The following is a 20,569-nucleotide window of genomic DNA, read 5'->3' on the forward strand; positions in this document are numbered from 1 at the left end:
ACCAATTTATTATGAAAAAAAACTATGTACTTCTTTTGCTGGGTTTGACGATAGGCAAAGGATTCTCTCAAACCGCAACAGTGGCGCCGGTTCCGGTTGAGAAAGAATGGGACGTGAGTCTCTACGGTTTCATCAGAACCGATTATATTTGGGACACCCGCAAGTCGTTTCAGGTTCGTGAAGACAACCTCAATCTTTATCCGTTGGATGAAGCTTTGGATGTAAATGGTAATGATATCAATAAGGCGCCACAGTCGAATTTTTTAGCGGTTACTTCCAGATTGGGTGTAAAAGTGAAAGGTCCGAATGTTTGGGGAGCCAAAACAACAGGCGTGATCGAAGGCGATTTCTTCGGAAATTTTGAAGGCTCAACGGTAGGTTTGTTTCGTTTGCGACACGGTTACGTGAATCTCGATTGGGCCAAAACCTCGCTGACGATGGGGCAAACCTGGTATCCGCAATTCATTCCTGAAGTGTTTCCGGGCGTGGCGAATTTCAACACCGGAATCATGTTCAACCCATTTGGTTGGGCAACACAAGTTAAAGTAAAACAAATGCTAACAAAAGACATTTCATTCACGGCAGTAGCTTACAAAGAAAGGGAATTCACGACACAGACTGCAGCGACGGGTAGCCAGAATTCAGCCTCATTGAATTCAGTTTTACCAACACTTCACGGTCAATTTCAGTATAAAAACAAAAGCGTTATTCTTGGCGTTGGCGGTGAATTCAAATCGCTTCAGCCTTTAACTTCTAATGGCAGCACCACTAATTTATTAGTCTCTAAAGAGAAAGTAAACAGCACATCCTTTTTCGGATACGGTAAATATTCCAATGAAAAAATCTCGATAAAAGCCTACGCCATCACAGGTGGCAACTTAGCCAATTTGGTAATGCTCGGCGGATTCACCGGAAAAACAGAAACTGGCAAAGTCGAAACTTATGACCCAATCAAAACCACGGCTTTCTGGTTCGATATCGCGAGTAATGGGAAAAAGATTGCGCCTGGCGTTTTCTTCGGTTACACCAAAAACAATGGTTCAAGTGACGATAACTCGACCGCTACTTTCGCAAACTATTCGCGCGGTGTAAGCGGAAACAGAGTCGTCGATAAAGTATGGCGCGCTTCCGGTAGAGTCGATTTCAAACAAAACAAATTCAGGATTTCTCCGGAAATCGAATATACTGTGGCCACTTGGGGCGATTTGGTAAAAAGTAACGCCACCGCCGACACCAATAAAAAAGATTTAGGTAATTTTAGAACCATGATTTCATGTTCTTATTCCTTTTAACAAACTAACTTAAAACCAAAATTTATGACAAACAGATCTACAAAAGGAATTTGGAAAGTGATTTCCGCTTCTTCGATGGGAACGATGATCGAATGGTACGACTTCTACATTTTCGGAAGTTTGGCCGTGGTCATCTCCACAAAATTTTTCCCTTCTGACAACCCGACGGCAGCGTTTTTATCAACACTGGCAACCTTTGCCGCAGGATTCGTAGTGCGTCCGTTTGGCGCATTGTTCTTCGGAAGATTGGGCGATTTGATTGGAAGAAAATATACGTTCATGGTGACGCTTTTACTCATGGGTGGCGCAACATTCTTAATCGGATGCATTCCTAGTTACGAAACCATCGGATTCATGGCACCGCTTTTAGTGTTAGTGCTTCGTTTGCTGCAAGGTTTAGCACTTGGTGGTGAATACGGCGGAGCTGCAACTTATGTAGCCGAACACGCACCGGTAGGACAACGCGGTTACTGGACTTCATGGATTCAAACGACAGCAACTGTCGGATTGTTCATTTCCTTGATGGTGATTTTAGCGACCAAAAACATTTTATCTGCTGAAGAATTCGACGCGTGGGGATGGAGGGTTCCATTTTGGGTTTCGATTATCATGGTCGGTGTTTCGTACCTGATCCGTAAAAACATGTCGGAATCTCCTGTGTTTGCCAAAGCGAAATCGGAAGGAAATACAAGTACCAATCCGTTAAAAGAAAGTTTCGGTCACCGTTATAATTTGAAATTTGTCTTGCTCGCATTGTTCGGAGCGACCATGGGACAAGGTGTCGTTTGGTATACGGGTCAATTCTACGCGATGAGTTTTATGAAAACCGTGATGTCCATCGATTCGTCACAAGTGGATACTTTACTTGGAATCGCGTTGATTATGGGAACACCGTTCTTCATTGTCTTCGGTTGGCTCAGCGATAAAGTCGGTAGAAAATACATCATGATGGGCGGGATGCTATTGGCGATTTTGCTTTACAGACCTATCTACAAAACCATGTATCAGACGACCGACGTCAAAACCAAAACGGAACTCACGGACAAAACCACACTTTTAGCCGAGCTCAAAGAAAACAAGAAGCAAACGATGGACTCGATTTACACGACCAACAAATCGTATACTGACGGAACGACTTTTCTTGAAGTCAAAACCGTATCTTTAGAGAACGGAAAAGCAATGGTGGTTGACGGAAAACCAAAAGTGGAAACCAAAACGACCGTAACCATCAATGATCATGACCGATGGATGCTGATCTTCCTGATTTTCATCCAGGTGATTTTTGTAACGATGGTGTATGGCCCGATTGCGGCGTTCCTTGTGGAAATGTTCCCGGCGAAAATCCGTTACACTTCGATGTCGCTGCCTTATCACGTCGGAAATGGTATCTTCGGTGGCTTGCTTCCGGCGATTTCAACCTATTTTGTGACGCATGCCAAAGATGCCGGCGATCCGGAATTCTATCTTGAGGGCTTATGGTATCCGATTGTGATTGCTTCGGTCTGTTTCGTCATCGGGATGATCTACATCCAGAATAAAAATAAAAATACTCACGTCTAAATAAATTAATTATGGACCAGTTAAAAAGAGCTTTAGGGATGGTATGGTTGGCCTTGGCATTGGCGGCCGCTTACTTTTGTATATTTCAGTTCGGGTTGCCGAAATTCATGTCGGGCAAACAGGATGATTTGGTTTTCGGGATCATCATTCTTTTCGTCCTCACGCCGCTAATCGTCATGGGATTAGGAACCTTCGGGTATTATGCCTTAATGGGCGAATACGACAAATCGAAACGATAAATTTGATTTAAACTTGCAATCTCTGTGGCGCCACAGGGATTGCATTTTTTAATACCACTCATGAAAAAGAGACACATCCAGAAATTACTGCTGTTAAGTTTGTTCCTGCTGATCGCGTTCAACATTCCGATCTTGTTGCTGTTCAATTCAGCGCAGGCGGTTTTTGGAATTCCCGTGATTCTTTTTTATGTGTTTTCAGTATGGTTGGCTTCTGCGTTAATTTCGTTCCTCATCTTCAAAAAATACAATGAGTAGTTTAGGATTGCTTTTGCTTTTGCTGCTCTATTTGGGCTCGCTTTTTTTCGTCGCGCAATGGGCTGAGAAAAAGGGAAATTCCAAATGGACAAACAATCCGTATGTGTATTCATTATCATTGGCGGTCTATTGCACTACTTGGACGTATTACGGAAGCATTGGCGTGGCGGCAAATTCGGGACTCAATTACATTCCGATTTATTTAGGACCGGTCCTTGCTTTCCCAGCGTGGATTATGATTCTCAAGAAAATCATCCGCATTTCACGTGTGAATAAGATTTCGAGTATCGCCGATTTCATTTCGTTGCGTTATGGCAACAGCAGGTTTTTAGGCGCATTGGTGACCGTGATTTCGATTATTGCGATTCTGCCTTACATCGGTTTACAGTTGAAAGCGATTTCAGAAACCTTTCACGTCGTCACTAAAACGACCAACAGCCACAACGTATTTCTGGATTCTTCGACTTATGTCGCTTTGGTTTTGGCTTTGTTTGCGTCATTTTATGGAACGCGATACGTCGATGCGACCGAAAAAAGGAAAGGAATCGTCACCGCAGTAGCTTTAGAATCCGCGATCAAATTGTTTTTCTTTTTGCTACTCGGGATTTATGTGACGTATTTTGTTTTCGACGGATTTCAGGATATATACAACCAAGCTTCGCTCATCGAAGGTTTCAAAGAAAAAAACACCGTACACGGACTTGAAGGCGGCATGAATTGGCTAATGTATTGCGTGCTTTCGTTGTTCGCCATTTTCCTTTTGCCGAGACAATTCCATATGTCGGTCGTGGAAAATAACCGTGAAAGACACGTGCGCACGGCCATTTGGTTGTTTCCATTGTATTTATTGCTGTTCAATATTTTCGTTTATCCGATTGCTTGGGGCGGTAATATTTTGTTTCAGGGAAAAGGTTTCAATTCGGATATGTATTCGCTGTTGATTCCGCAATTCTTCAACAACAATGCGATGACGGTTTTGGTATTCTTTGGCGGATTTTCAGCCGCGATTTCTATGATTATCGTGTCGTCGATTGCGCTAGCGACCATGCTGAGCAACAACTTATTGATTCCGTACGGATTTTTGGGTTCGTTACAAACGGAAAATCAAATCAAGAACAATGACCGCATCGTTCGCATCAGAAGGATTGGGATATTCTTGACAATCATCTTTGCGTATATCTATTACCGTTTTTTCATTTTAGACTTCTCTTTGGTTTCCGTCGGAATGATTTCCTTTGTCATTATCGCACAACTTGGCCCTGCATTTTTTGGCGCTATTTTCTGGAAAAGAGGTTCGCTCAATGGCGCATTGGCAGGAATTATTACAGGAATGGTGGTGTGTTTTTATACTTTGGTGTTACCGTTTTTGATGAGTTCGATCAACCCGAACAGTCATTTCTTTAAGGAAGGGATTTTCGGGATCGATCTGTTGAAACCCTTCCAGTTGTTCGGATTGGATTATCTCGAACCAGTGCCGCACGCTTTGTTTTGGAGTTTACTTTTTAATTTCATGGCTTACTTAATTGTTTCCGTGAGTTTTAAAGGGAATTACCGCGAGCGGAACTACGCCGAAATGTACGTCGACATCAACCGTTACATCACCAACCACGAGAATGCTTTCGTATGGAAAGGAACGGCGTACATCAAAGACATCGAGAAAGTGTTGAACCGCTTTTTAGGCGTTGAAAGAACCAACCGTGCGATGAAAATCTTCAAGCTCAAATACAATATCGATAAAGATACTACAATGGCTGATGCACGATTGATCAAGTTTGCTGAGAATTTATTGACTGGTCATATCGGTACGGCTTCCGCTAAAATTTTAATTGAAGGCGTGACCAAAGAAGACAAGATCAGTTTGCCCGAAGTGCTTCGTATTCTTGAGGAATCTAAGGAAAACATTGTCATCAACAAGAAACTCATCGCCACCTCGAACGAACTGAAATTGATCTCGAACCAACTCAAAAACGCCAACGAAGCCTTGATGATGAAGGACAAACAGAAAGACGAATTCCTCGATACCGTGACACATGAATTGAGAACGCCCATCACCGCAATCCGTGCCGCGAGTGAAATTCTGCACGACGATGACGAAATTCCCGAAGAACTCCGAAAGCAGTTTTTACAGAACATCATTTCAGAATCGGACCGACTCAACCGTTTGATTGATAAGATTTTGGATTTGGAAAAACTCGAAACCGGAAAGCAGAAAATCTACGTTACTGAACGCAACATCGTACAAACCATACAGAACGCGGTAAATCCGTTGCAACAATTGTTATCGAATAAAAATATTTCTTTTACTTTTATCGGTAATGAACAAAAGGTAAAATGCCTTTACGATGAAGAACGGATTATTCAGGTCGTCACCAATCTGGTGTCGAATGCGATTAAGTTTTGTGACGGAATCATCAGCATCAAAGTTGAAGAAAAACCAGAACAGGTGAGCATTCACGTCTACAACAACGGAAAAAATGTAGCCGCGGAAGATTTGGAAACTATCTTTGACAAGTTCTACCAATCGCAAAACCAGAACATCAAAAAACCGATCGGAAGTGGTTTAGGTTTAGCGATTTCAAGACAAATTGTCGAGCTGCACCAAGGCAAGATCTGGGCGACGAACCATAACACTGAAGGCGTGACATTTACTTTTACCTTACCAAAATCATAATATCATGAAGAAAATTTTAATTGTAGATGATGAACCCAATATCGTCATGTCATTGGAATACACGTTCAAGAAAAACAACTTCGAAGTGTTCATCGCCCGCGACGGAAAAGAAGCCCTGGATATCCTTCAGGTCGAAACGCCGAATGTGATCATCCTCGATATTATGATGCCCAACGTGGATGGTTACGCCACCATCGAATTCATTAAAAAAGAACCCCAATTGCAAACCTGCAAAGTCATTTTCCTATCGGCAAAAAACAAGGAAAGCGATATCGAAAAAGGAATGAACCTTGGCGCGGACGCGTATATGACCAAACCGTTTTCGGTCAAAAAACTCGTCGAACAAGTCCAGGTTTTTATGCAGGAAGCGATTTAAAAAAGACACCAAATTATGAACTATAACGAATTTTACACCCAAAGCATCAACGAACCGGAGCGCTTTTGGGAACAGCAATCGCATGCCATCGAATGGTATAACCAACCCGAAATCATCTTGTCAAAAGATCAAAACGGTTATCCTTTGTGGTTTGAGGATGGCGAACTCAACGTTTGCTATTTGGCTTTAGACAAGCACATTCAGGATGGTTTCGGAGACAACATCGCATTGATTTACGATTCTCCGGTAACGCAAAATGTAAAAAAATACACTTTCAATGAAGTCAAATCTGAAGTCGCAAGATTGGCTGGCGGGATGATTTCATTGGGACTGAAAAAAGGCGACACGGCGGTAATTTACATGCCGATGATTCCCCAAGCGGCTTTTGCTATGTTGGCCTGCGCGAGAATAGGTGTAACGCACGCGGTTGTTTTTGGAGGTTTTGCGCCACACGAACTTGCCATCCGAATTGATGATTGCAAACCAAGAGCCATCATCACAGCTTCTTCCGGAATTGAAATCGACCGACTCATCGCATACAAACCTTTAGTTGATGAAGCGATTGAACTGTCGGCACACAAACCTAAAAAAGTCATCGTTTTCAACAGAAAATTGGGCGCCAGAGTGCCTTTCAAAAAATACGACGTTGATTACGATGCGCTAGTTTATGGCTCTGAAGAAACAACTTGTGTTCCGGTCAATGCGACGCATCCACTTTATGTATTACACACTTCGGGAACAACAGGAAAACCTAAAGGAATCGTTCGCGATACGGGCGGTTATGCGACGGCTTTGAAGTTCTCGATGACTTACATTTACGGCGTCAAACCCGATGAAGTATTTTGGGCGGCTTCCGATGTCGGCTGGGTTGTCGGTCATAGTTTTATTGTTTATGGACCTTTAATCAACAGAAATACCACGATTATTTTTGAAGGTAAACCAATAAGAACGCCCGATGCTTCAACGTTTTGGCGTGTGATTAATGAACACAAAGTGAATGTGATGTTTACCGCGCCAACAGCAATCCGAGCGATTAAGAAAGAAGATCCTAACGGGAATTTCATCAAGCAATATGATTTGAGTTCATTACGCACCCAATTCTTAGCCGGCGAACGCTGCGATGTAGCGACTTTAGAATGGTATCGAGAACATATTCCGATTCCTGCCATAGACCATTGGTGGCAGACTGAATCCGGTTGGCCGATGATCTCGAATATGATGGGCGTTGAAGAACCAAGAATAAAACCGGGTTCGGTAGGAAAATCAGTTTGTGGTTTTAACATCAAGATTTTTGGTGAAGACGGAAGTGAGCTCCAAGCCAATGAAGAAGGTTACGTAGTCGTACAGTTGCCATTACCTCCGGGAACTTTACTCGATTTGTGGCAGGAAAACCAACGCTTCAAAGCAGATTATCTCAATAAATTCGCAGGATATTACTTTTCAGGCGACGGTGGATTCATCGATGAAGATGGATTTGTATACATCACAGGTAGAGTAGACGATGTAATCAATGTAGCTGGACATCGCTTATCTACGGCAGAAATGGAGGAGATTGTTGCGTCACATCATTCTGTAGCAGAATGTGCCGTGATTGGTGTGAATGACGAACTCAAGGGACAAGCGCCGTTAGCTTTAGTGGTAACGAAATCAGGAGAAACTATTGAGCATTTTCAATTGGAACAAGAAGTTGTGCAATTGGTACGTCAACAAATTGGTGCCGTGGCGGCGATGCGAAACGTGGTCATCGTTAATCGATTGCCTAAAACACGTTCAGGTAAAACGCTAAGAAAGTTGTTGAGAAGCATAGCTGACGGCATTGCTTTCCAGATTCCATCTACCATTGATGACGAGACAATCATTGATGAAATCAAAGAAACACTTGAAAAATACGCAATGGGAAAAGCGAAATAGCGTCTATATTATTTTTGCATATATACATGAAATCGTTTATGTATGTTGTTTATATTTACATTACAAAACATTTAAATACCGATTATGAGTTACTATAAAATTGACAATTTGGAGCAATACTTCAAACACTATAACAAATCGATTCGCGAGCCTAGAAAATTCTGGGGGAAAATCGCTGAGGAAAACTTCACCTGGTACCAACATTGGGACAAAGTCATGGATTTCAACATGGCCGAAGCCGAAATCAAATGGTTTACCGAAGCTAAAGTCAACATCGTCAAGAACTGCATCGACCGTCATTTAGCGCGCCGTGGCAATAAAACTGCGATTATTTTCGAACCGAATGATCCGAAAGAGGAAGCACAACACATCACTTACAATGATTTGCACCAACGCGTTTCCAAACTCGCGAATGTTTTACGTGAGCAAGGCATCAAAAAAGGCGATCGCGTCTGTATTTATTTACCAATGATTCCCGAATTGGCGGTTTCTGTTTTGGCCTGCGCAAGAATAGGAGCGATTCATTCCGTAATTTTTGCGGGGTTTTCAGCTTCAGCAGTCGCTTCTAGAATCAATGACAGCGAATGTAAAATGGTCATTACTTCCGACGGCGGTTATCGCGGCAACAAATCCATCGACTTAAAAGGAATTGTTGATGAAGCTTTAGAGAAATGCCCTTCTGTCGAGAATGTTCTTGTCGTCAAAAGAACCAACACCAACGTCAATATGAAAACCGGACGCGACCAATGGCTGCAACCGCTTGTTGACGAAGCTTCAGACAACAACATCGCGGAAATCATGGATGCTGAAGATCCGTTATTCATCCTTTACACTTCAGGTTCGACCGGAAAACCAAAAGGTATGGTGCATACAACAGCAGGTTATATGGTTTACACGGCGTATACTTTCAAAAACGTGTTCAATTATGAAGAGAACGATATTTTCTGGTGTACGGCCGATATCGGTTGGATTACCGGACATTCTTACATTCTTTATGGCCCGTTATTGAATGGCGCAACCACAGTCATTTTCGAAGGTGTTCCTTCATATCCTGATTTCAGCCGTTTTTGGGAAGTCATCGAGAAACATAACGTTACCCAATTTTATACTGCACCAACTGCCATTCGTGCCTTAGCCAAAGAAAGTTTAGATTATGTGCAACGCTTTCCTTTGAGTTCTTTGAAAGTCATTGGATCTGTGGGTGAACCGATTAATGAGGAAGCCTGGCACTGGTATAATGACCACGTAGGAGGGAAACGCTGCCCGCTCGTAGATACTTGGTGGCAAACCGAAACCGGAGGCATTTTGATTTCGCCGATAGCCTTTGTTACACCTACAAAACCAACCTATGCTTCATTGCCATTACCGGGAATTCAGCCCGTTTTGATGGATGAAAAACGCAACGAAATTGAAGGGAATCAGGTTACCGGAAGTTTGTGCATCAAATTTCCTTGGCCGTCCATTGCGAGAACGATTTGGGGTGATCACCAACGATATAAGGATACTTATTTTTCTACTTTTCCGGGCAAGTATTTCACTGGCGACGGTGCTTTACGCGATGAAGTCGGGTACTATAGAATTACAGGCCGCGTTGATGATGTTGTCATTGTTTCAGGACATAACTTAGGAACCGCTCCGATTGAAGATGCCATTAACGAACATCCGGCTGTGGCGGAAAGTGCGATTGTTGGTTTCCCTCACGACATTAAAGGCAATGCGCTTTACGGCTATATCATTTTGAAAGAAAGTGGAGAAGGCCGTGACAGAAACAACCTTTCGGTCGAGATCAACCAATTGATTTCTGACCAGATCGGCCCGATTGCCAAACTCGATAAAATCCAATTCGTATCGGGCTTGCCCAAAACACGTTCGGGTAAAATCATGCGGCGTATTTTAAGGAAAATCGCTGAAGGTGACTTCTCGAATTTTGGCGACATTACCACACTGCTAAATCCTGAAATTGTCGAGGAAATTAAAGAAGGGAAATTATAAACCCAGAAGCCGTTTCAATTTGAAGCGGCTTTTTTTTTAACCTGTGAATTATATAAATTTTTAACGGTTGATTAGTCTTTCACTGAACGTAAATTGTATAGATTTACTTCTCTATGAAAACAAACACAAAAATAGTTATTGTTGGTGCTGGCTTGGCTGGCTTAACAGCAGCTATTCACTTGTCGAAATTGGGTTATTCGATCATCATCATCGAGAAAAACAGTTTTCCAAAACATAAAGTTTGCGGCGAATATATTTCGAATGAAGTGTTGCCTTATCTTGATTGGCTTGACATTAATCCCAGTTTATTGAAGTCGACTTCTATTGATTCGGTAGTTTTTTCGACAGCAAAAGGAAAAACCATAAGCGCTCCATTGCCTATGGGCGGATTTGGTGTCAGCCGCTATGCACTTGATTTCTACTTATATCAAAAAGCGATGGACCAACAATGCAAAGTCATTCATGAAACGGTTTCTTATCTTCATTATGAAAATGATGCTTTCACCATCAACCTGACCAATAATGAAACCATTACGGCTGATATTGTCATCGGCGCCTTTGGCAAACGTTCTAATCTCGATCAGCAATTGGAAAGAAGTTTCATGCAAAAAAAATCGCCTTGGCTTGCCGTAAAAGCGCATTACAAAGGCGATTATCCCAATAATTTGGTGGGATTGTACAATTTTAAAGGCGGCTATTGTGGCGTTTCAAAAGTGGAAAACAATACCATCAACATCTGTTATTTGGCGGATTATGAAACTTTCAAGCAATACAAAAATATTGAGGAATACCAAACCAAGGTCGTCTGTCAAAACCCATTCTTGCAATCTATCTTCAAGAATGTGACACCCGTTTTTGAAAAGCCATTGACCATCAGCCAGATCAGTTTCGATGAAAAGAAACCTGTTGACAACCACGTCCTGATGATTGGCGACAGCGCAGGACTCATCCATCCGTTATGCGGCAATGGCATGGCTATGGCCATCCGAAGTGCTAAAATCGTTTCGGAATTGGTCGACGATTATTCGAAAGGCATGATCAAAACCAGAAAAGAACTTGAAATAGCATACACCAACCATTGGAACCGGAATTTTAAAAACCGATTGCGTACCGGAAGAATTTTAGGTGCCATTTTACAGCGGCAAAACCTTTCAGAGTATTTAATCCGTATCTTGATGATGTTTCCTTCGTTGTTTTCAGGAATTATCCGCCGAACGCATGGAAAAAATATAGTAGTAACAACATGAGTCTAAACACAAAGCAAAGAACAGACGCGCCCGAAATTATGGATGATTTTTCTTTGGAAGGTCAGCAGTTATCGGACGCTTTGGATAAAATTGCCAAAATCAACCAATGGCTTGGCGGCAATGCGTTGACTTTAAAAGGCGTCGAAACATTGATTCGGCATATTCCAAAAGAAACGCAAATTTGTATTGTCGATTTGGGCTGCGGGAATGGCGATATGCTCAGAAGTCTTGCAGATTATGCCAAGAAAAACCAAAGAAACTTTCGATTAATAGGTATTGACGCCAATCCGTTTACCGTGAATTATGCAAAAGAATCTTCGAAAAACGATCCCGATATCGAGTATCTTACCGAAGATATTTTTAGCTTTGATTATAAAAAGGATCCGATTGATATTGTTTTGTGTACGTTGACTTTGCATCATTTTAAAGACCAAGAAATCCTGCAACTGATGCAAACCCTGAATCAAAATGCGAAAATCGGAATTGTTGTCAATGATTTGCATCGCAGCAAAATAGCTTACCGGCTGTTTCAACTGATTTGCTTTTTATTCCGACTCAATCCGATGTCCAAAGAAGACGGATTGACTTCCATTTTAAGAGGTTTCAAAAAAGAAGAATTGGTCGCGTTTTCAAAACAATTAAATCTAACCCACTATACCATCGATTGGAAATGGGCCTTCCGCTACCAATGGATCATTTACAAACCATGAGCGTAAAAATTATTACTGTTGCTAAGCAATTGCCGAAATATTCGAGGGAAACCGCTGAGATCATTCCGTTTTTAGACCAATGGCTCCTCGGGCAGGACGAGCGTTTCATCCGAAAAGTGAAAAAAATTTTCGAAGGTGCGGCGGTTGATAAACGTTACTCGATTATGGATCCTATTGAAGTTTTTACCGCGACTTCGTTTCAGGATAAGAATGATATTTATGTTCGTGAAGTCATAGATTTGGGTGAAAAAGTGTTGCAAAAAGCACTTGATAAAGCCCATTGGAAACCTGAAAATCTGGATTATATTATTACGGTAAGCTGCACAGGTATTATGATTCCGTCGCTTGATGCTTATCTGATTAATAAATTGAAACTTAGACAAGATATCGTGAGGTTGCCAGTCACTGAAATGGGTTGTGCCGCGGGAATTTCAGGAATTATTTACGCCAGAAATTTTCTAAAAGCGAATCCCGGAAAACGCGCCGCCGTGATTGCCGTAGAAGCACCAACAGCTACGTTTCAGCTTGACGATTTCTCAATGGCGAATATCGTGAGTGCCGCTATTTTTGGCGATGGTGCCGCATGTATTTTGGTTTCATCAGTCGATGTGGATCATGGACCAAAAATCATTGATGATGAAATGTATCACTTTTATGACAACGAGCATATGATGGGTTTCAAACTGACCAATTCGGGATTGCAAATGATTCTTGACATTGAAGTTCCTAATACGATTGCGGCGCATTTTCCCGATATCATCCATCCTTTTTTGGCGAAGAATAATTTGAATATCGAAGCGATTGACCATCTGATTTTTCATCCCGGTGGAAAAAAAATCATACAAACCGTGGAAGCACTTTTTTCAGGATTGGGCAAAAACATTGATGCGACCAAAGAGGTTTTGCGATCTTACGGCAATATGTCGAGCGCGACGGTGTTATACGTACTTGAAGCCATTATGGATAACAAGCCGAAACCCGGAGAAAAAGGATTGATGCTGAGTTTCGGGCCGGGATTTTCAGCGCAGCGGATATTGTTGGAATTTTAATGGCACGCGGATTTGACAGATTTCGCGGATAAATTATATAAATTAAGGTTTGTTTTTTTATGGATAAGAATGACATTTTAGCAAAATTGCCTTATTCCAAACCGTTTCTGTTTGTCGATGAACTCATTTATATCGATGAAGATGGGGTGGAAGGCCACTTTACCTTTGATGAGAATTTAGATTTTTATCAAGGCCATTTCAAAGACAATCCAATGACGCCCGGAGTAATTTTGACGGAAGTTATGGCGCAGATTGGTTTGGTTTGTTTGGGTGTTTATTTAATGAATGATACATTGACTTCAAATAGTTTAATTAGCTTAACGTCAACGGATATAGAATTTACAAAACCTGTTTTTCCTAACGAAAAAGTAACCGTAATTTCAGAGAAAATCTACTTCAGATTTGGTAAATTAAAATGTAAAGTGATGATGAAAAACCAGTGCAATGAAATAGTTTGCAGCGGCACAATAGCAGGAATGATTTTGAATAAGTAGCATGAAAAAAAGAGTCGTCATTACCGGATTAGGCGTTGTTGCTCCGAATGGAGTAGGAGTTGCCGCTTTTTTGAATGCGATACGAAACGGGATTTCGGGAATCAAATTCAATCCGGAACTCGAACGATTGCAATTTTCGTGTCAGATATCCGGAACGCCTGAGATTTCCGAGTTGATGAAGGAAGAGTATTTTACACCTCTGGAATTGCGAAATTTCAATTCGACAGGAATTTTATACGGCGTCATGGCCGGAATGGAAGCCTGGAAAGACGCAGGATTATCAATAGAAAACAATAACGAACCCGATTGGGATTCAGGAACCATATTCGGAACCGGCACTTCGGGCATCGAAAAATTCCGCGAAAGCATTTATAAGATTGACGATTTTCAGACTAGGAAACTTGGCAGTACCGCTGTGGCACAGACCATGAACAGTGGCGTGAGCGCTTATTTGGGCGGCAAACTCGGACTGGGCAATCAGGTCACAACCAATTCATCAGCCTGCACTACAGGAGCAGAGAGCATTCTTATGGCTTATGACCGTATTGTTTCAGGCCAAGCCAAACGAATATTGGCCGGAAGTACAAGCGATTCCGGACCTTACATCTGGGGCGGATTCGACGCGATGAAAGTCTGTACGTTCAGACATAACGAGCAACCCGAAAAAGGCTCGAGACCCATGAGTGCAAGTGCTTCTGGATTCGTTCCCGGAAGTGGGGCAGGAGCATTGTTGCTAGAAGATTTGGAAACAGCCTTAGGTCGAAATGCTACAATTTATGCGGAAGTTTTGGGCGGAAACTGCAATTCCGGTGGGCAAAGAGGCGAGGGCACGATGACCGCTCCGAATTCCATTGCGGTGCAGAAATGTATTCAGGATGCGCTCAAAAATGCAGGAATATCGGCTTCGGAAATCGATGTTATCAATGGGCATTTGACAGCAACGGCAAAAGACGGATTGGAAATCTCAAACTGGACGAAGGCTTTGGGCAGAAAAGAGAAAGACTTTCCTTATATCAATTCGCTGAAATCGATGGTTGGGCATTGTTTGTCAGGAGCAGGAAGTATTGAAAGTGTGGCGTCAGTACTGCAGCTGCATCATGGATTTATATTCCCGAACATCAATTGCGAAGACCTTCATCCTGAGATCGCTTCGTTGGTTGACATCCATAAAATTCCGCAAAAATTGATTGAAAAAGAACTCAACATTATAGCGAAAGCCAGTTTTGGTTTTGGCGATGTCAACGGTTGCATCATTTTAAAAAAATACAAGTAAAATATGGAAAATACTGAAATTACTGAAAAGCTCAAACGCATCATCAAACCTTATGTGAATGATGCCGATGCGATGGAAAACCTAAACGAAAACACGGATTTCATCAATGATCTCAAAATCAATTCGGCCAATCTTGTGGATATTGTGCTTGATGTTGAAGAGGAATTTAAAATCGATATAGACAACGAATCAATGGCTAAAATGCTGACTGTAGAAGCTACATTGAACATCATCAAAGACAAACTGCAGCAGCAATGATAGGCAATGACATCATCGACTTGGCTTTGGCAAGAAAGGAAAGCAACTGGAAACGCAAAGGTTTTCTGGAAAAACTCTTTACGCCTTTAGAGCAAAAATTCATTTGGCAAGCTGATGATGCTGAAATCATGATTTGGAATTTATGGAGCAGAAAAGAAGCCGCTTATAAAATTTACAACCGCCAGACCAAGATCAGGGCATTTATTCCGAAACAACTCGAATGCTTAGGCTGCTCAACTATCGATGGTTATGGAAAAGTGACGGTCTATGGAAATGTATATTACACCAAAACAGAGGTTACTTCGGAATATATTTATAGTACGGCTGTAGTTTATCCAGAGGATTTCAATCACATTCAAACTGTAAATGCTATCGATGTTGCAAAGGATATCAATGGATTTCCATTTCATCATCAGAATAATAATCCGGTTTCAAAAACCCATCACGGACGTTTTGAAAAATACATCCAGATTAAATGTTGATGTTGAGTCTGGATTTCAATTTGAGGAATAGCAGTGCAATTGTGTACGCATCTTCAGACGAGGCATGACGGTCGCTTTTGGTGACTTTGAATATTTTACACAAATCATCGACAGAGAATTGTTTGTCGGTGATATCGTTGAGTTTACGGTACATAATTTCGATATCGAGCGCTTCATTTTTAAGCCGGCTGCAACCCATTTTATACAACGCTTCATTGATCATCTCTACATCAAAATGAATGCGGTGACCGACCAAAATCGCATTGCCTATAAAATCTATGAACGCTTGCATGGCTTCAGGTTCGCCAAGTTTCGGAAGGCTACTTTCGATGATGAATTCGTTGGATAATCCGTTGTCGTGAAGGTATTTGTATTGCAATAAAACGACTTCAAAATAATCCTGAACGACGATGCTGTTGTTCTCGACCGCCAGGGCACCAATCGACAAAATCACGTCTTTAGATGGGTTTAAACCCGTAGTTTCTGTACTGATGACGACAAAGCGCGAGGTTCTTTTCTCGAACTTTGAAACATAATTTTTCCAAAATTCGGGATATTCCTTATTGATATTTTTAATCCAATCGAACATAATCTAAGAAAATTGGGTCAGTTGAAAAGTATCTTTGATGAGTTCCTCAAGATCTCTGAACGGATTCAAGGCATTTTTAAGGATTTCTCGGTCGGCTTTAGATAATTCCTCAATGTTAATGTATTGTCCGGAGTTGTCGTTCTTCAAACCTTCCATGACGCGGAATTTACTCAGTACGAGAAAGGCTTCGGCACAATTCAAAAACACTTCCGAATGCTTGGGGTCGACCATCGCCAATTGCTTAAAGCGTAGGTAAGTATTATTAATCCCTTTGATATTATTGCTCATCGTGAATAATCTTGCGCCATCGATTAAGGGCATCAGTGCACGCGTCTTGATATCGAATTTATCCTTGTTAATCCCATCTTCCTCAAGGTTGAATTTTTTAAAGAAACTCAATGGCGGCGGTTTTCTTAAAGCATCGTTTCCTAAATAATCGAAAAACAAATTGTTCTTTTTGACATTTTTGAAGATGACATTGGTAATGGCTTCCTCAATTTTAGATTCCCCAAAAGCAATTTCGTAATCAAAGAAAATACTGCTGATTTCGTTGCTGACTTCCCCTGGCGTGTTCATCCAGTTTTCGTATTGTTTGGTCCAGTCGGTCAGTGATTTACACCAAAGCATGTTACTGGCGATGTGCCCGTTTGGACAAGGCAAATAACCTACCTTTTCAAGATTATTGATGGTTTTCTTAGCCAGTTTCAGGAAATAATCTTTGACTTCACGGTATTTTTCGGTGGCGACATCTTCAAAGACCAATATGCTGTCCTGATCCGTGAGCAATAATTGTTCTTTTCTTCCCTGACTGCCTATGGATAACCAGGCAAAGCGGGCAGGAGGCGAACCCAACTCGAGTATCGATAACTCCACGGAACGTTTGATAATAGCGAGATTGATTTCCCCTGCGATATTGTTGATATGCGTCAAGGGGATATTTTTAGCCATCGAAGTCTGAATCATATCAGCCAGCTTTGTCCTGACTTTCTTTAAATCCTTAGCATCCTGAGAACGTTTGATCTCCTTAATCAAAATGCCGGGATTACTTGCTTGGGCTACAATCAGGTCGTGTTCTGCAATAACGCCTTTAATATCCGATTTTTCAGAACCATCCTGAGTGACACAAAGATGGCTGACGTTTCCTTTGAGCATCAATAATTGCGCTTCGGCGAGTGAAACGTTTTCTGGAACTGTAATGACCGGCGTGGCCATAATTTTATCTATTGTCGAGGAAAGCGGGAAGCGGCCCGTGGCGATTTTGGAGCGCATATCGGTATCGGTCACAATACCAATAGGAAAGTTATTTTCAGTAATGATGACGCTATTGGTAAGATTGTCAGTCATCATTTGAGCGACATCTTTAACAAGGCTTGCAGGAGCTGCTTTTAGCGGCGTTTTATTATATGATAAGGATTGAAAATACTGAATTTCAGATTGTTGCCCTGTGTAAACAACATTATCTGACAATAATTTCCCACGATTCTGATCATTTGGATTGTTTGAATTGTTGGCAAAACTTTCCAATAAGAAATTCAAAACTTCCGGATTTTGGACCACAAATGGGCGAAAAGTAGCGATCGGAATAGCATAGATTACGCATTCTTCGCGGGCTTTGGCGGTCATCATGTAATTGTTCTTGGCAAAAAATGGTCGCAAACCAAAAACGTCGCCTTCAACACATTTGTTGAGTAAAGTTTCCTCGGCATCGGAAATGACCGATAAGTTTATGACACCGGAAGCTACCATATAGAAGCTATCATGCAACGGATCGTCAATCTTGAACAATACTTTATGTTTTTCCAGATTAATGACGCGAATGCTTGTGGCTACAATTTTCAATTCATCAATCGACAGATTGTTGAAAGGCGGATATTCTTTAAGGAATTCGGCAATACGTTCTGCGATAACATTCATAATAATATGGTTTTAAGCTTAACTGTCTATAAAGTATTGCAAAAATAAGAAACGTATTGTTGCAGACTGTTACGTTTGCAGTAAAAATTAAATCTTTTATTGCGATTATAAATTCAGGAAATATGATGCGTTCATTTTAATCTTCGCGAATTTTCTATTTTACATAATATAAATTATAGTTCTAATAATATAATTGGGTTTGTATTAAAATAAACCATTCAACACCATCGATAAATGGTTCTAAATATAATATCTAAAAACAAAATAAGGATTAAGATTGCCGTAATTATTATAGTTATAAACATCTAAAATGCAGATTGTTAAAAAGTTTATTTTACTAAAAATACACTTAATCGTACAAATACATATAATTTAAACTAAATTTTCTTACAAAAAAAGCCTATTAATGCATTTCGTCGATGAAATTACTTAATTTAACATTTTAAACGGTGTTTTGTGTCGTTTATCTATATAAATTTGCGATGTTCGTGTCAAGACCCAAAACTAAACATCTTTAAAAACTCAAAAGAAATTAAAAAAAGCATAACCTACAAAACTATGAAGAAATATATAACATTATTGGGATTACTTCTTTATGTATATGCAAGTGCCCAAACGACAACCATTAGTTATACAGCTTCGAGTGCTGTAATCTCTAATCCGGAAAGAGGATTTTACAAGCATACTTCCACAAGTTCTACACTAAATCAGACGGAGCTCACCAATTATCGACTTAATAACAATATTACGTTGATTTACAGAAACTTCAAATTGGATGATTTTAAAACCGGTCCGATTTCAGCCGCATATCTGTCAAACATGCAAAGTGATTTCGACAAAATGAGAAATGCGGGAATAAAATGTATCATTCGTTTCACCTATTCTAATAATACTGGGGATTCTCCAAAAGATGCTTCCAAAGCCATTATATTAGGCCATATCTCACAACTAAAACCTCTTTTCACGCTCAACGCTGATGTTATTGCGGCGGCTCAAGCTGGTTTTATCGGAACCTGGGGAGAATGGTTTTATACGGATCAGGAGGAATTTGGTGGATGGGGTTACAATCAAACCAATTTGACCGCAACCAATCTTAACAACCGAAAAGAAGTGGTCAATGCTTTTTTGGCAGCTTTGCCAGCAAACAGAACCATTCAGCTCAGAAAACCCGCCTTCAAACAGGATTTATATGGTACTACGGCCTTGACAAGTTCACAAGCATTTAGTCAGTCTAATTTAGCACGACTTGGTCATCATAATGACTGTTTTCTTGCGACAACAGATGATAATGGTACTTATGACAATGTCACTACTGAATATCCATACTTGGCTCAGGAAACCAAATATTTGCCTATGGGTGGAGAAACCTGCGACATTAATGCGCCAAGAACAGATTGTACGACCGCCTTGTTTGAAATGAATAAATTTCACTGGTCGTATATGAATCTTGATTACTATCCGGATGTTATTAATGGTTTCCAAACCCAAAATTGCTTTGTAGATATTCAAAAAAAACTAGGTTATCGCTTCGAATTGAAAACCGCTACTCTACCAACTTCGGTAGCCTTGGGAAGTACATTACTGGTTACTTTAAAAATTGTAAATCAAGGTTTTGCAGCTCCTTTTAATCAAAGAAAAGCCTATATCGTTTTGAAAAACCTCGCCACCAATCAGGTATATCCAATCCTGATGAGCACTGATCCGAGATTATGGCTTGGTCCTAATGAAATTACGATTACAGAGAACCTCACATTGCCGGCAAACCTTACAACAGGAAATTATAAAATGTATTTGCATTTACCGGATAGCGCTCCAACGTTAGCAGGAAGACCGGATTATGCCATTCGTTTTGCCAACGAAAGTGTATGGGAAAACATCACCGGATATAACAGTTTAAACCATACACTCAATGTAACAACAGCTGCTTTGGCTACTGTTGAAAATGCAAAATTAAATATGTCCATTTTTCCTGTTCCGGCCAATGACGAATTGAATATCGAATTGGATAATATTGACGACTATCAAATTACGCTTTATAATGCTATCGGGCAAAAGATTAAAGTTGCTGCTGTTTCAAAAGAATTTAATAAAGTTTCTTTCAACACAAGCACTTTAAGCGACGGACTTTATTTCGTAGATTTCACAAAAGGTCCGGTTAAAGACACCCGTAAATTTCTTGTGAGACATTAATCTTAGCATGTATTAATATAAAAACGGGATATTGAATTTTCAATATCCCGTTTTGTTTTAAGTAAAC

18 protein-coding genes are annotated in these 20,569 nt (G+C 40.8%); 16 read left to right on the forward strand and 2 right to left on the reverse strand.

The genetic code is table 11. From position 1 onward, the window contains the following. The first annotated feature begins 11 nt into the window (after positions 1-11). The 15 genes from Q0058_RS09485 to Q0058_RS09555 all read left to right on the forward strand — a co-directional run bounded on the left by Q0058_RS09485 (position 12) and on the right by Q0058_RS09555 (position 15,809). Positions 12-1,292, forward strand: a complete 1,281-nt coding sequence (locus Q0058_RS09485) for a DcaP family trimeric outer membrane transporter (protein WP_298223259.1) — start codon at positions 12-14, stop codon at positions 1,290-1,292. A 24-nt stretch (positions 1,293-1,316) separates the two neighbouring features. Then, a complete protein-coding gene (locus tag Q0058_RS09490) occupies positions 1,317-2,852 on the forward strand; it encodes an MFS transporter (RefSeq protein WP_298223261.1) in 1,536 nt (511 codons plus the stop codon). Positions 2,853-2,863: 11 nt separating this feature from the next. Beyond that, a complete protein-coding gene (locus Q0058_RS09495; protein ID WP_298223263.1) occupies positions 2,864-3,091 on the forward strand; it encodes a DUF6814 family protein in 228 nt (75 codons plus the stop codon). A 60-nt stretch (positions 3,092-3,151) separates the two neighbouring features. Beyond that, complete coding sequence (locus Q0058_RS09500; RefSeq protein WP_298223265.1) at positions 3,152-3,346, forward strand: hypothetical protein; 195 nt, start codon at positions 3,152-3,154, stop codon at positions 3,344-3,346. Continuing rightward, complete coding sequence (locus Q0058_RS09505; RefSeq protein ID WP_298223267.1) at positions 3,339-6,017, forward strand: sensor histidine kinase; 2,679 nt, start codon at positions 3,339-3,341, stop codon at positions 6,015-6,017. Before Q0058_RS09500 ends, Q0058_RS09505 begins: the two co-directional genes overlap by 8 nt. A 4-nt stretch (positions 6,018-6,021) precedes the next feature. Then, positions 6,022-6,393 carry a response regulator gene (locus Q0058_RS09510; protein WP_298223269.1) on the forward strand — a complete coding sequence of 124 codons (372 nt, stop codon included), beginning with the start codon at positions 6,022-6,024 and terminating at the stop codon, positions 6,391-6,393. 15 nt (positions 6,394-6,408) lie between these two features. Further along, a complete protein-coding gene (locus Q0058_RS09515) occupies positions 6,409-8,304 on the forward strand; it encodes an AMP-binding protein (protein ID WP_298223271.1) in 1,896 nt (631 codons plus the stop codon). An 84-nt stretch (positions 8,305-8,388) separates the two neighbouring features. After that, positions 8,389-10,296, forward strand: a complete 1,908-nt coding sequence (acs, locus tag Q0058_RS09520) for an acetate--CoA ligase (protein WP_298223273.1) — start codon at positions 8,389-8,391, stop codon at positions 10,294-10,296. A gap of 113 nt (positions 10,297-10,409) precedes the next feature. Beyond that, the gene (locus Q0058_RS09525; RefSeq protein ID WP_298223275.1) at positions 10,410-11,543 is read left to right on the forward strand and encodes an NAD(P)/FAD-dependent oxidoreductase; all 1,134 of its coding nucleotides are present in this window, start codon (positions 10,410-10,412) and stop codon (positions 11,541-11,543) included. Next, on the forward strand, positions 11,540-12,253 hold the full coding sequence (locus tag Q0058_RS09530) for a methyltransferase domain-containing protein (RefSeq protein ID WP_298223277.1): 714 nt from the start codon (positions 11,540-11,542) through the stop codon (positions 12,251-12,253). Before Q0058_RS09525 ends, Q0058_RS09530 begins: the two co-directional genes overlap by 4 nt. Further along, positions 12,250-13,302, forward strand: coding sequence for a type III polyketide synthase (locus tag Q0058_RS09535; RefSeq protein WP_298223279.1), 1,053 nt, complete (start codon positions 12,250-12,252; stop codon positions 13,300-13,302). Before Q0058_RS09530 ends, Q0058_RS09535 begins: the two co-directional genes overlap by 4 nt. A gap of 59 nt (positions 13,303-13,361) precedes the next feature. Next, entirely contained in the window at positions 13,362-13,796 is a 435-nt protein-coding gene (locus Q0058_RS09540; RefSeq protein WP_298223281.1) for a 3-hydroxyacyl-ACP dehydratase FabZ family protein, read from the forward strand. A 1-nt stretch (position 13,797) separates the two neighbouring features. After that, a complete protein-coding gene (locus tag Q0058_RS09545; protein ID WP_298223283.1) occupies positions 13,798-15,069 on the forward strand; it encodes a beta-ketoacyl-[acyl-carrier-protein] synthase family protein in 1,272 nt (423 codons plus the stop codon). A gap of 3 nt (positions 15,070-15,072) precedes the next feature. After that, on the forward strand, positions 15,073-15,327 hold the full coding sequence (locus tag Q0058_RS09550) for a phosphopantetheine-binding protein (protein ID WP_298223285.1): 255 nt from the start codon (positions 15,073-15,075) through the stop codon (positions 15,325-15,327). Beyond that, entirely contained in the window at positions 15,324-15,809 is a 486-nt protein-coding gene (locus tag Q0058_RS09555) for a 4'-phosphopantetheinyl transferase superfamily protein (protein WP_298223287.1), read from the forward strand. The genes Q0058_RS09550 and Q0058_RS09555 overlap by 4 nt, the downstream gene beginning before the upstream one ends. Here the strand turns inward: Q0058_RS09555 and Q0058_RS09560 are convergent. Both Q0058_RS09560 and Q0058_RS09565 read right to left on the reverse strand, forming a co-directional pair. Next, entirely contained in the window at positions 15,799-16,398 is a 600-nt protein-coding gene (locus Q0058_RS09560; RefSeq protein ID WP_298223289.1) for a 3'-5' exonuclease, read from the reverse strand. The two genes, Q0058_RS09555 and Q0058_RS09560, sit on opposite strands and share 11 nt — an antisense overlap. A 3-nt stretch (positions 16,399-16,401) precedes the next feature. Next, positions 16,402-18,312 (reverse strand): DUF294 nucleotidyltransferase-like domain-containing protein, encoded by a 1,911-nt coding sequence (locus Q0058_RS09565; protein WP_298223291.1) that lies wholly within the window; start codon positions 18,310-18,312, stop codon positions 16,402-16,404. A gap of 558 nt (positions 18,313-18,870) precedes the next feature. On the opposite strand from Q0058_RS09565, the gene Q0058_RS09570 reads away from it, so the two are divergent. Next, entirely contained in the window at positions 18,871-20,502 is a 1,632-nt protein-coding gene (locus tag Q0058_RS09570) for a DUF4832 domain-containing protein (RefSeq protein ID WP_298223293.1), read from the forward strand. The last annotated feature ends 67 nt before the right edge of the window (positions 20,503-20,569 follow it).

This window comes from Flavobacterium sp. (assembly GCF_027484705.1).
Lineage (GTDB): Bacteria > Bacteroidota > Bacteroidia > Flavobacteriales > Flavobacteriaceae > Flavobacterium.